This window comes from Maribellus sp. CM-23 (genome assembly GCF_021354595.1).
Classification (GTDB): Bacteria; Bacteroidota; Bacteroidia; order Bacteroidales; family Prolixibacteraceae; genus Draconibacterium.
In genome coordinates this window covers 231,761-246,095 of the sequence record NZ_JADWYJ010000003.1, presented here as the reverse complement: position 1 = coordinate 246,095, position 14,335 = coordinate 231,761, and the positions used below count along the sequence as shown (strand labels likewise).

The following is a 14,335-nucleotide window of genomic DNA, read 5'->3' as shown; positions in this document are numbered from 1 at the left end:
GTCATATCAACACAATAAAACATCAATATCAAATACACAAAAACCAACACACATCCAATAAACTTTGCCCAAAAAACACAACATCGACCAACGCCTAAGAAAAGAGATCTTGTAAATTCTGTCCTATTTTTTCATAAACTACCGACACTCCACCCTCCAAAGACCACAAAATTAGATCGCAATAGCCAACAGAATTCACCTACACGCCAAAAGGCAGTCGCAAGAATCGACAACAAACGCGACAACACAAAAAGATGCATTAAAACAGTCCTAAACCACGACAAAAACAAAACGATCATGATTATTTTTGATTAATTTTGAATTAATAACACAAATATCTGTACAACAAATATTTAAACACAAACAAAACGTAAATACACCCAAAAAAACAAATTTTTTATCACAAAAAAAGTAAATATTGCTTGCTAAAAATTATATTAATGACTAGTTTTGAACGATTCAATCATAAAACCTATATAAATTCACTCCAAGGAAGAAAAAAATAACTAACTAATAAAAATTATATTTCAATACACAACAAAGTAAAAACACATAACAATCAACCAGGAAGCCCCCAGCACACAAACAATCAAGAGAGAACCAATGCTAAATCAATAATATATGAAAAGAAACATCAGGATTCCAATTTTCAAGTTGCTGCATATAAAATGCTGCACAATGTTTATTGTCGCGATTCTTTTGGTCGGACAAAAGAATGCATTCTCGACCCCCTTCGATTTCTGGAAAATTTCGAATGTAAGTCAACAAAATGAAAAAGAAGTAATGGGGGTTGTATCCGACGAAAAGGGGATTCCCATTCCCGGAGTTACCGTAACCGTAGCCGGAGTTACCCGGGGGGTTATTACTGACCTGGACGGAAAGTACTCGATAAGAGTTGCTTCTGTCGACAAGCTATTATTTTCATTCGTGGGACTAGAATCTCAGACGATCGATGTTGGAGAGCAAACAGTGATCAATGTGACCATGAAAGAAAAAGTTGATGAATTATCAGAGGTTACGATCGTAGCCTTTGGAAAACAAAGAAAGGAAAGTGTTATTTCCTCTATTTCTACCATCAAAACCGAAGAACTAAAAGTACCTAGCAGCAACCTAACCACTGCTCTGGCAGGGAGAATGGCTGGTTTAATTTCTTACCAGCGTAGTGGAGAACCCGGAGACGACACTGCCGATTTCTTTATTCGTGGTGTTACCAGTTTTGGTTATACTGCCAGCCCTCTTATCTTGCTAGACGGCATAGAAGTTACCTCTAGTGACTTATCCCGGGTTCAACCAGACGATATTGAGAGTTTCTCTATTATGAAAGATGCCACTGCAACATCGCTTTATGGAGCACGCGGAGCCAATGGAGTCATTTTAGTCACAACTAAACAAGGAAAAGAAGGAAAAGCCAGGGTAACAATACGTTATGAAGAATCGATATCGGCTCCTACCAAGGAAATTGAACTAGCCGACCCGATAACTTACATGAAGCTACATAACGAAGCGGTGATTACACGCGACCCACTTGGGCTTTTGCCTTATTCGCAAGAAAAAATCGAAAATACCGAAAAGGGCGTCCATCCTTTACTCTACCCTGCGACTGATTGGTACAACATGTTGTTTAAAAACTTTACAACCAACCGACGCCTTAATTTTAATATTAGCGGAGGGGGAAAAGTTGCTCGTTATTATTTAGCCGGAACTTTTAACCGGGATAATGGTATCCTGGAAGTTGATAAAAAGAATAACTTCAATAACAATATCAAGCTCAATAGAACTTTGTTGCGCTCGAACGTCAATATCAATGTAACAAACACGACAGAGGTTGTTGTACGTTTGTACGGTACATTTGATGATTATTCGGGACCTCTGGATAGTGGTACCGATTTATACAACAAGGTAATGCGAACAAATCCTGTTTTGTTTCCTGCATATTATGAGCCGGATGAAATGAATAAAACAACTGATCATATTCTTTTCGGGAACACAGTTGACGGAAACTACCTGAACCCTTATGCTGACATGGTAAAAGGATACAAGGAGTACACAAACTCAACCATGATCGCACAATTTGAAGCTCATCAAGATCTCAACTTTATTGCAGATGGACTAAAAGCCAGAGGCCTGATGAGTACAACGCGTTATTCTCATTTTGACGTGAGCCGCTATTATAAGCCATTCTATTATACGGTTGGCAGCTATGATAAGAGTACCGGGGAATATATACTGGGGGCTGTAAATCCTGAATCAGGACAAGAGCACCTCGATTACTACGAAGGAGCCAAGGTTATTACCTCGAACACATACATGGAAGGTGCCATCAATTACGAACATGAGTTTTCAAGTGATCATTCGGTTAGTGGGATGCTTGTAGCTTATCTGCGGAACCGTCTGGAAGGGAATGCCGGTTCGTTGCAGCAGTCGCTAGCTTTCCGCAATATGGGTATTTCAGGGCGTGGAACATATGCTTACAAACAGCGGTATTTTTTAGAGGCCAACTTTGGATACAATGGCTCTGAAAGGTTCTCAAAAGAACACCGGTTTGGGTTCTTCCCTTCCGTTGGTCTGGGATGGGTTGTATCGAAAGAAAACTTTTGGGCAGGAAATCTGAAAGAGATAATCCCAATGTTCAAATTGAAATTTACCGAAGGGTTAGTAGGGAATGATGCTATTGGTTCTCCATCTGACAGGTTTTTCTACCTTTCTGAAGTAAATATGAACACGAGTTCGAACAGATATATCTTCGGCTCAGAATTTAATTACTACAAAAATGGGATTAGTATTTCCAGGTACGAGAATCCGGACATTACATGGGAAACAGCCAGAAAAACCAATCTTGGTTTTGAAATGAATCTCTTGGAAATGATTGATGTTGTCTTTGATGTGTATCAGGAACATCGTACAAACATCCTGATGAACAGAAGTCACATCCCCTCAACCCTGGGTTTGCAGGCAGCTTCTAAAGCAAATACAGGAGAAGCAAAAGGACGAGGAATTGATTTCTCAATGGACTTAAACAAACATTTTTCAAATGACTTTTGGTTGTCCGGACGTTTTAACTTTACATATGCAACCAGCGAATTTCTTGTTTACGACGAACCAATTTACGAAGACACTCCGTGGAAATCGAAGATAGGATATTCATTGGGACAGCAATGGGGCTATGTGGCAGAAAGACTATTTGTTGATGAATACGAAATAAAGAACTCACCTACTCAATTTAGTGACGCAATGGCTGGAGACATCAAATACAAAGACATTGATGGCAATGGCTCAATCAATGAATTAGATATGGTACCGATTGGCTATCCTACAACACCTGAAGTTGTTTTTGGCTTCGGACTATCTACTGGATACAAAAATATTGATTTCTCATTTTTCTTTCAGGGATTAGCTCGTGAGTCGTTCTGGATTGATACAAAAAAAACTGCACCTTTTGTTAACGAGCAACAGCTTCTAAAAGTTTATGCCGATGATTACTGGTCAGAAAGCAATCGAAATCTCTATGCTTTGTGGCCTCGTTTGTCGCCGGTAATCAATTCAAACAACAGTGTACTAAGCACATGGTTTATGCAAGATGGCGGCTTCTTGCGATTGAAGAATGTAGAACTTGGTTTTACTTTGCCAAACACCTTAACAAAAAAAGCAGGAATCGAAAAACTTCGACTGTACTCAAGTGGGACCAACCTCCTTACGTTTAGTAAATTCAAGTTATGGGATCCTGAAATGGCAGGAAATGGATTAGGATATCCTATTCAGAGAGTAGTCAATTTTGGCGTCCAAGTCTCATTCTAAACAACTCAAAACATTACCTTTATGAAAAGAAGTATTTTTATAATTATAATTTCTTCAATAATGATTGCGACCTCGTGTGGCGATTATTTGGATATTGTCCCCGACAACGTGGCAACATTGGATTATGCCTTTAAAGACCGAGTAAGAGCGGAACAATATCTCGCTACTTGTTACTCGTATATGCCCAGACATGGCTTGTGCGAATCTCCCGGACGTTTTGATGATTTTGCAACAACCTACGGTAATCAAAACTGGGCCGGTTTTCAATTAGGTTGGACCGTCTTGAAAGAGGGTAATAATGTCAACTCCCCAATTATCAACTACTGGGATGGATTGCGTCTATGGGGCGGCAAAAGCCTCTGGAAGGGCATCCGTGATTGCAATATATTTATCGAACGACTTGACGAAGTCCGGGATCTGGAATCGTATGAAAAACCAGTATGGATTGCTGAAGTTAAATGTTTAAAGGCATATTACCATTACTTCCTGATGCAGATGTATGGCCCCATCCCAATTGTTAAAGAAAACCTACCTATTTCCGCATCCAAAGAAGAAATAATGGTTTACAGAGAGCCCGTTGATGATGTTGTTGAATACATTGTTCAATTACTGGATGAAGCAACGCCCGATTTGCCGTTAAAAATCGACAACCCAATTGCAGAACAAGGCCGCTTTACTCAGGCAATAGCACTTGCCCTGAAAGCAAAAGTTTTGGTTACTGCTGCCAGTCCGCTGTTTAACGGAAACAAGGATTACACATCGTTTAAAGATCATCTGGGAAGAAACTTTATCAATCCCGTTGAAGACCCGGCAAAATGGCAAAGAGCAATGGTCGCTTGTAAAAATGCCATTGATACATGCCATGCTGCCGGTCATGCATTATTTGAATTCAGAGATGTATCATTGAACTTGTCGGAACAAACCAGGCTTATTGCACAGGTGGGGCAAATTGTTACCGACAAATGGAACAGCGAACATATTTGGGGTTATTCAGGACAGGGAACAGACTCATATGGCCGAAATGTTGGTTCGTATAACATTGGTTGGTACAATGATGTGTATTCGATGCCAGCACTTGACGCTTTGCATATTCCGGTAAGAGTAGGTGTTTATGTTCCGACCATGAAGGCTGTTGAATGTTTTTATTCAAAAAATGGTGTCCCGATAGAGGAAGATGTCACTTACGATTATGCCAATCGTTATGATTTAACAGTAACCACCGAAGAAGACAAATTATTGGTTCAGCCCAATGTATTAACGGCCCAACTTCATTTAAACAGAGAGCCTCGTTTTTACGGCAGCATCGGCTTTGATAAAGGTTGGTGGTATGGCGTGGGACGTTACGACGAAAATCAGCAGTGGCCAATCAATGCCAAAGCCGGAGAAATTTCAGGACCGATAGGTATTGAGCGTTATTCTCTCACCTCTTTCTACATCAAAAAGCTATCTAACTTTTACGGGGTTTATAATCAAACAGTCTATGTAAACAAAGCATGGGAGTGGCCAATTATTCGTTTGGCTGATTTATATCTTCTGTATGCAGAAGCTCTCAACGAAACCTTGGCCAGTCCGAATCAGGAAGTATATCAATATATCGACATTATTCGGGAAAGAGCAGGCTTGAAAGGAGTGGTAGAATCGTGGAGCAATTATTCCAGGTTTTCTCAGAAATATACAACCCAGGAGGGTATGAGAGAAATTATTCAACGCGAAAGAAGTATTGAGCTGGCCTTTGAAGAACAGCGCTATTGGGATCTTCGGCGCTGGGGACGAGCTCCTCAGGAATTGAATACAACAATACAGGGTTGGTATTACTTAGGAGAGAATAACAGCGATTTTTATCATGTTACTTCGTACATGGATATGAATTATACCCGCAAAGATATCTTTTGGCCGATCAGACAGTATAACCTGTCAGTGAATACAAACCTTGTACAAAATCCCGGTTGGTAATTTGTCAAAAACTTAAAAATAAGAATGATGAAAAGTAAAATATTCATATTACTATTTGCGATTTGCTTTATCTGGTCTTGCGAAGAAGAGGAAAGAGGGCAATACCCATTGGATAGCATTCCTCCCAAGCAAATTGCAAATCCTCAAGTGGAGAATATTGCCGGAGGCGCAATCATTTCCTACGCGATTCCCGACGACGATGACCTCCTATATATAAAAGTAACCTATCAGCTCGATAATGGTACCATAATGGAACAAAAAGCTTCGGCCTATACAAACAGAATAAGGATTGAAGGATTAGGGCAGTCAAAATCACAAACAGTTTCTCTTGTGTGCGGCGACCGAAGCAAAAATGAATCACAACCGGTTGAGGTGGAAATTCATCCAAAAGAAGCTCCTATTTTTGGAATATTGGAATCGGTAAATATTGCCAATGATTTTGGAGGAGTTTTTATCACATGGGACAATCCAACGAATGCTGATGTTGTATTATCCATTGCAAGCTGGAATACTACAGAGGCCAAATACGAAGAGATCGAGAACTTTTACACCAATGCAGGAACAGGCAAAGGAAACATCAGAGGACTTAGTGCTGAGGAGATTATTCTTGCAGTATACTTGCGCGACAAATGGGGAAACCATACAGATACGATCAGTGGCACCTATTTACCACTCTTTGAAGAGGAGCTGGATAAAGCCAGATTCGCAAGATGGAATCCACCAGGTATAGCTTATGCAAATTACGGTTCTTGGCAGATTGAAAACATGTGGGACGGACAAGGTGCTTTAATCAGTCCCGGATTTATGGGCTCTACATCGGTCACACTTCCTACCAGTTTTACTTTTGACATGGGCCAGTTGGCCAAACTAAGCCGCCTTAAATTATACCAACGCTGTAATGCAAGTCAAACCTATACTGCCGGAAATTTAAGGCATTTCAAAGTATATGGTTCTGACCACCCGGGAGTAAGCGACGATCTTTCCACATGGGTATTATTAGGAGAGTTTGACTCCTACAAACCTTCTGGCTTACCCCTTGGACAGATTACAGACGAAGATCAGGCTTTTGCCGTTGCAGGAGAAGATTTCAACATGCCAATCGGTACTCCAGCTGTAAGATACCTCCGTTTTGATGTGCTCAAAACATGGGGAGGAGCCAATAACTTTGTCATTATGGAGATAGATGCATTTGGCAATATAATGAACTAATTCTTTTACAAGAAAAATTTTAAAAAATGAAATCAAAATATTTAATTGAATCCATTTTATTAGTAATCGTAGGATTGTTCTTTAGTTACTGCTCAAAGATGAACGATCTTCATGACCAGTATCTTGAAGAAGGAGAGAAGATTTATGTTGGGCAACCCGATTCTGCAAAAGTACTGCCCGGTGTTGGTCGTGCCATGATCCACTATTGGATTTCTGATCCCAAAGCAACGAAATTAATGGTATACTGGAATTCAGGAGAAGATTCAGTCCTTGTTGACATTCCAGGCTCACCGGGGACTAGTGCTAAGCAACTATTGATTTCCGATTTAGAAGAACGAATGTATTATTTCCAACTGGTAACCATGAATAGTGAACAAAAGAATCGATCAATTCCGATGGAAACTTCAGGTCATGTTTATGGTCCGAAGTTCCAGAAAACGCTTATTGAGAGGAATCTGAAATATGCTACGTTTCAGACACAAGACACGGTTTTCACCCAATGGGGCAGTATCCCGGAATACTACATGAAATCTGAAATTAAATACAAGAACAAGGCTGGAAATTATGTAACAAAATTCATCACAAGTGGAGAGTCTTCTCTTCTACTGGAAGGCTTTAGTGGAGAATTCGAATTCAGGACCTTGTATTTGCCCGAAGAAGAAGCTTACGATACCTTGTACTCCAATTTCACTTCCGTCAATCGTATTGATTCAAAAATGGATCATTCACTGATCACAAGATGGAACCCACCTGGAATTCCATATTTCGAACATAGTTCTTCTTATGGAATAGAAAAAATGTGGGATGACAATGTAGGAACATGGTATATTCAATCTGGGATTACATTGCCACATAGTTTCACGTTCGATCTGGGAGAAGAAGTTAAGCTTTCCCGAATAAAACAATGGCAACGCTTAACTGCCGGAGTCGTATACAGAAGTCAGGGAGTAAAGAAATTTGAAGTATGGGGAAGTACAACGCCTGATGTTAGTGACGATTTTTCGGAATGGACGGTATTAGGAGTTTACGAGTCGATTAAACCTTCTCGGCAGGATCTAGGCAAGGAAAGTCCAGAGGATCTTGAATATGCAGCAGCAGGAGAGGATTTTATGATTCTGAACAATACTACACCCGTACGTTATATCCGATATGTAGTAAAAGATACGTGGAATGGAGCTGTGCCTGTAACAATAGGCGAGTTGTCTTTCTTCAGCATTAACGATTAAGTCTATATCATTGTATATTGCAATGAAACTTTCGTTTTTGTATTGTTAAGTTTGATTTCGTGGTTTTCTTTTTGCGTGCAAAAGGAAAACCACTTTCAACTCTGAAAATCTTTTGCAAGCGCCGACTTGCTAATCAATAATAAATAAAGAACCTGTATGGAGACCAGAGTCCTCATTTTTTGTATCGAATTAAATACAAAAAGAAAAACGGTCTTTGTTGAATAAGAGCATTGTCTTCTTGCCCGTTCCTTGTAATTAGAAGTAGAGGAAAACCTGTTGTAAAATTGGATGTCAGGTTGGAAAGATACTTTAAATAGCTTGTAACCTTAAAAAAAATTCACTAGAGAACAATCTGGAAACTTCGAGAAATAAAGACAGCTGCAATCGCGCTAACCTTTTTGATCGAATCTATCAGGTGCCAAACAGACACCCAGATTAGCAGCAAAAAAAGGGCAAAATAGAATCAACTTTAAGATCGAAAATAAATAATGTGCGTTTAAAGTATTATAAGCGAATGTAAAAATTCGCATATTTTCTGGTAAAATAGCATGTTATGATAAATTTACATAAATTTACGCAAACGTTTGTTTGAATGTAGAGATCACAAGAAAAATGAAATATAGAATTCAAAAAACAATTAAGCTGAAATATGCATTAATGATCATTGCCGCATCACTTGTAGGCATCATATTTCTGGCATGTAAAGGCACTGAAGAGATCAGTGAGTCAGATGTGTTAGTAAGCATTCCCAAAGTGATTGATAAACAAATCTGGTTTATCAATGATCAATACAATGATGAATATCGCGCTATTCCTTCTGACCCCGGTTTTATCTATTGTCCAAATGTGCCGACCGTACCAAGCGTTCAACCTGTTCCATTCCCATGGGAAAAAGAAAATTTTTACAGTGGAAGCGGCAATTATATTACAGGTAATATTTTTGTTGAACCAGGAAAACCATGGGTTTTACAACTCGTTATTTCCACCCCGGGAAAGGGAGATACCTCGACAGGATCGCCCCAATATAAAACGTGGTATCGTGTCTCTAAAGATGGTGGAAAAACTTTCTCGGAGTTGAAGCTTGTGATTGTCAAAGGACACGACACGATGAATCCAATAAAAGGAGTGAAAATTGGCAGAAATGGATTTAATATCGACTTTACAAGACCTATCGTCAAAGCGTCAAACGGAGAAATAATGGTACCTCTCAGTTTACATCCTTGGGACGAAGAGAATCAAAAAATTTATCTCCCTGTGGAAAATGCCTATCTGTTTGGAGATGCAGGCGTACTCGTTGGGAAATGGCTGCCCGATGGAAGCGATGTAACATGGGATTTCGGAGAATGGTTGCGTATCGACTACAACGTTTCAACCAGAGGCGTGTGTGAGGCAACCATTATAGAAACCAAAAAACCAGGAAAATTTGCAATGGTAGCCAGATGTTCAAATCTTGCCCGTCCCGAATTACCTGGATATGCCAGAGTTTCATTTTCTAACGATTACTGCAGGACATGGTCAGAACCAAAACCTCTTACTTATACCAACGGAGAAAATTTTTTCGTGCCAACGGCACACTCAACGCTTTTCAGATCCAGAAAGAGTGGCCGGGTATACTGGGTTGGAAACATAACCGAAACAAACCCTCAGGCAAGTCATCCCCGTTATCCATTGGTTATTGCAGAAGTAAATACAGAAAATTTTGGATTGATAAAAGAAAGTGTAGTAATGATTGATACCAGGCATGAACACGAAGACACAAAATTGCAGCTCTCTAACTTTAACATCATGGAAAATGTGGAAAAGGAAGAGATTATTATTGTTTGCAAACGGTACGGTGGAGGAAAGTATGCCAGCCATCCTTCTTGGTACAGGATTAAACTGTAGAAAAGAAAATCAATGAATACCTTGAAAAACAAGTGGATAAAATCGCTCTTTTTCAGGTATAAGTATGATAATAATAATCTGGACATTAAAGATTATAAACCTATTTTAATATGAAAAAGAACAATACACACACTCGGCGCGATTTTATTCTTCAGAACAGTTTGTTGGGAGCAGGAACTCTTCTTGTTCCTGGAGGAATAAGCAGTATTTGGGCTGGCAGTATTTCCAGTTCCCCTTCCCCCGCCCTTCTTGGAGGGCAGCCGGCATTGTCTTCTCCGTCTTGGCCTGCCTGGCCAATCTGGAAGCCGGAAACCGACGAGAAGCATTTGCTGGAAGTTATGCGCAGTGGTGTATGGTCACGAAACAAAGTAGTTGACCTGTTCGAGCAACGCTGGGCCGAAATTTGCGGAGCCAAACGCTGTCTGGCCGTTGTTAACGGCACCAATGCGCTGAATGCTTCGCTGGCCCAGCTCGAGATAGGTTGGGGAGACGAAGTGCTGGTTACTCCCTATACTTTTATTGCCTCAGTATCCAGCATCCTGTTTAACGGGGCCATTCCCGTTTTTGTAGACGTAGACCCGGAAACTTTCCTGATGGATCCCGACAAAATTGAAGCACGAATAACCCCGCGTACCCGAGCCATCATGCCGGTGCACATCCTTGGGTTGCCCTGCGATATGGAACGAATCATGGCCATCGCAAAAAAACACAACCTGCTGGTAGTGGAAGATGCCTGTCAGGCATGGCTGGCCGAGATCAACCACCAGAAAGTGGGAACCTTCGGCAATGCCGGTTGTTTCAGTTTCCAGAATTCAAAAAACATGGCCATCGGTGAAGGTGGGGCCATCATCAGTAATGATGACCAGTTCATGGATCGCTGCTACTCGTTCCACAACTATGGCAACCCTTACGGCTCTGCCGCCGGAGAGGTTGGAGCCGGGACCGTAATGGTAGGTACCAAGTTGCGCATTACCGAGTACCAGGCAGCCATTGGCCTGGCCCAGCTCGCACGGCTGGAAGAACAGACCCAAACCCGCGGCGTTAACGCGGCTTATCTCGCCGATCAAATCAAGGACATACCGGGTATAAGCCCTTACCGTCTGCACAAGAATGCAACCCGGGCTGCCTTTCACCTATTCCCTTTCCGTTACCAGCAGGTAGCATTTAAGGGACTCTCCCGCGAAGCGTTTATCAAGGCATTGCAGGCCGAAGGAGTACCCTGCTTGTCAGGATATTCGGAGCTGAACAAGATGCCTTTTCTGAAAAATGCATTCAATAGCCGCCTTTTCCGGAAATTCTACTCCAGCGAACAGCTTGACTACGAGCGCTATGCTCATGAAAACCAATGCCCAATGAACGAGCAGCTTTGCAACCGGGAAGCGGTGTGGATCTCGCAAAATGTTTTGCTGGGCTCGAAAAACGACATGGACAACATTGCACTTGCCATCAGAAAAATATATGATAACGCTGACCAGATAAAAAAGGCAAACGAGTAATCATGAAGATCAATATTTTTTTCACGCTTACCGCTCTTCTGTTGCTCACCTTTTTGTATCCGGTAGCTGGACAACAAGCAGGTTCAGATTGGAAAGCCGGCGTTGCCAAGGTAAAAATTACCCCGCATCAGGATATGTGGATGGCCGGTTATGCATCCAGAACCTCTCCCTCGGAAGGGACTTTGCACGAGCTGTGGGCAAAAGCCTTGTTTCTGGAAGATGCAGCAGGCCAGCAGGTATTGTTGGTCACCGCTGATTTGTTGGGATTTCCCAAGACCCTATCCGACCAGATCAGGGATCGGTTGGAAGAGCAATGGGGGCTGTCCCGTTCGCAGATCATTTTGAACAGCTCGCACACTCACTCAGGCCCTGTGCTGGCCAACTCTTTGAGTGGGATTTATCTGCTGAATCAGGTTCAGCAGGAAAAGATTGATCAATATACACAATGGCTGGAACAACAAATTTACAGCCTGTGCGAAAAAGCAGCCCGCTCGGTGAAGCCTGCACGGGTCTATGCCAGCAACGGTGTTGTGCGTTTTCAGGTGAACCGGAGGAACAACGATGAATCGCAGATTGCCCAATTGAGCGATCTGCAGGGCCCTAACGATTATGCCGTACCGGTGCTTAAAGTTGAAAATATGAAAGGACGGATTCAGGCTGTTGCTTTTGGCTATGCCTGTCATCCCACCGTTTTGAATGGGCAACAGTGGTCAGGCGATTATCCTGGCTTTGCCCAGATTGAGATTGAAAACAAGTACAAAGGAGCCACTGCCCTGTTTTTCCAGGGAGCCGGCGCCGACCAGAATCCGATGCCCCGCCGCACGGTTCCCTTAGCCAAACAGTATGGACAGGAACTTGCTGCTGCAGTAGAGCGCGTGCTGCATGAAGACATGTATCTACTCAGGCCCGGCATTCAAACAGCTTACAGCGAGATAGAATTGGAATTCGACACTCCTCCAACCAAGGAATACCTGCTTGCTTTCAGAGATAAAAACGAGGGATTCATGAAAGCATGGGCCGAAGATATGCTAGGGTTGATAAACTCAGGAACTCCCTTTCCTACATCATACCCCTACCCTGTTCAGGTTTGGAAGCTGGGCGAGCAAACCATCGTTGCACTTGGAGGTGAGTTGCTGGTCAACTACTCGGTTGGGCTAAAAAAAGCACTGGGCAATGAGCTGTTTGTGATGGGGTACTCCAACGATGTAATGGCCTATATCCCGGATGAGAAGGTTTTAAAAGAAGGACGCTATGAAGGCGAAGTATCGCAAATGGTTTACGGTCTACCTGCCCGGTGGAAAACCGGCATTGAGCAACAGATCACTGATGAAGTGATCAGGCTGGCAAAACAGTTAAGATGATAAAATAATTTATTAATAACCTAAGATTTATTTATGAGACCTACATTTATGATGGCTATGCTGCTGGTTCTACTCGCAGCAGGATGCACGGAAACAGGAAAAAGAGAGAACGAAAAAGCGACAGTGGGAGAAAAGAAACCCCTGGTAGCCAAACACTATTACTCGGGATTCCCGCTGGCCCACGACACATATAACACCATTACCGCAGCCAGTGACGGACGTATTTACTATTGCCTTTCTTCCCAATCAATCGATACAGGCGGACAGTATTACGTTTACGATCCAACTACTGATAAAATCGACCACCTGGGGGATATCACCGAACTTTGTGGTGAAGCCGGTTTGAAAACCATCTCGCAGGGAAAATCACATTGCAATTTTTACGAAAGCAAGGGAAAATTGTACATATCTACCCATGCCGGTTACTACCAAATGATCGATGGTATGGAGATGATGGTACAGGATCCGCCAGAAGGTTACAAACTCTACCCCGGAGGACACATACTTTCGTACGACCTGGCATCGGGCAAATGGGAAGACCTGGCCACAGCCCCCGATGGCGAAGCCTTCGTGACCATGACCATGGACACTGAGCGTGGTCATATTTACGGCATTTCTTGGCCCTTCGGGTACTTCCTGCATTACGATGTGGCCAAGGACCAACTTAAAAACCTGGGTAAATTTTCGGCTAACGGAGAAGCAGGCAAACCAGGAGAAGACTACCGTGTATTGTGCCGTTCTATGGTAGTTGATCCGCGCGATGGAACTGTTTATTTTTCCACTTCGGAAGGAGACATCCTCTACTACAACCCCGGGGGTGAGCAGCAAATCAAGAAACTGGAAGGCATCGACCTGAAGCTGGATTACTTTGGCAAGTACGATGCCACCCGTCCGGGCAGCATGCAATACAACTGGAGACGTATCGTGTGGTACCCGCAGGAAAATGTAGCCTACGGGGTACATGGTAACTCGGGATACCTGTTCCGCTTCGATCCCAAAGTGCCCAAAATAGAGATTGTAGATCGTATCACCTCTGAACCATCGCGCAAGAGCGGTATGTTCGACCAGTTCAGCTATGGTTACCTGGGCTTCGACCTAGGACCCGACGGGCAAACCATCTACTACCTGACCGGCGGACCAATCTACATCGACGGCAAACGTGTAAAAGGAGTCGACGAGATTGCCATGGGTGCAGCCAAGGGATTGGAAAACCTCCACCTTATTACCTATCATATCCCAACAAGCACTTATACCGACCACGGCCCCATCTTTTATGAAGACGGAAACCGCCCAACCTACGTAAATTCCATCACCGTAGGACAGGATGGCAAAGTGTATACACTGGCCCGTTTCATGCACGAGGGAAAAGAAATCGAAGACTTGGTTGTTATTCCCAATCCTTTTGAATAAC

The 14,335-nt window shown here is 42.5% G+C and carries 8 protein-coding genes; all 8 read left to right on the top strand.

The genetic code is table 11. The annotated features are described in order from the left end of the window. Window positions 1–678: 678 nt before the first annotated feature. The 8 genes from INQ51_RS12000 (at window position 679) to INQ51_RS11965 (ending at window position 14,334) form a co-directional block, all read left to right on the top strand. Complete coding sequence (locus INQ51_RS12000; RefSeq protein ID WP_233378208.1) at window positions 679–3,795, top strand: SusC/RagA family TonB-linked outer membrane protein; 3,117 nt, start codon at window positions 679–681, stop codon at window positions 3,793–3,795. Between the two features lie 21 nt (window positions 3,796–3,816). Continuing rightward, window positions 3,817–5,748 carry a RagB/SusD family nutrient uptake outer membrane protein gene (locus tag INQ51_RS11995; protein WP_119439559.1) on the top strand — a complete coding sequence of 644 codons (1,932 nt, stop codon included), beginning with the start codon at window positions 3,817–3,819 and terminating at the stop codon, window positions 5,746–5,748. A gap of 27 nt (window positions 5,749–5,775) precedes the next feature. Beyond that, entirely contained in the window at window positions 5,776–6,957 is a 1,182-nt protein-coding gene (locus INQ51_RS11990; protein ID WP_233378207.1) for a DUF5000 domain-containing lipoprotein, read from the top strand. A gap of 26 nt (window positions 6,958–6,983) precedes the next feature. Beyond that, window positions 6,984–8,183: a DUF4998 domain-containing protein gene (locus INQ51_RS11985; RefSeq protein WP_233378206.1), complete on the top strand. Its 1,200-nt coding sequence runs from the start codon at window positions 6,984–6,986 to the stop codon at window positions 8,181–8,183. 612 nt (window positions 8,184–8,795) lie between these two features. Continuing rightward, window positions 8,796–10,067 carry a sialidase family protein gene (locus INQ51_RS11980; protein WP_233378205.1) on the top strand — a complete coding sequence of 424 codons (1,272 nt, stop codon included), beginning with the start codon at window positions 8,796–8,798 and terminating at the stop codon, window positions 10,065–10,067. 110 nt (window positions 10,068–10,177) lie between these two features. Further along, on the top strand, window positions 10,178–11,563 hold the full coding sequence (locus tag INQ51_RS11975; RefSeq protein WP_233378204.1) for a DegT/DnrJ/EryC1/StrS family aminotransferase: 1,386 nt from the start codon (window positions 10,178–10,180) through the stop codon (window positions 11,561–11,563). A gap of 2 nt (window positions 11,564–11,565) precedes the next feature. Continuing rightward, on the top strand, window positions 11,566–12,924 hold the full coding sequence (locus INQ51_RS11970) for a neutral/alkaline non-lysosomal ceramidase N-terminal domain-containing protein (RefSeq protein ID WP_233378203.1): 1,359 nt from the start codon (window positions 11,566–11,568) through the stop codon (window positions 12,922–12,924). Between the two features lie 33 nt (window positions 12,925–12,957). Beyond that, on the top strand, window positions 12,958–14,334 hold the full coding sequence (locus tag INQ51_RS11965) for a hypothetical protein (RefSeq protein ID WP_233378202.1): 1,377 nt from the start codon (window positions 12,958–12,960) through the stop codon (window positions 14,332–14,334). Window position 14,335 lies beyond the last annotated feature (1 nt).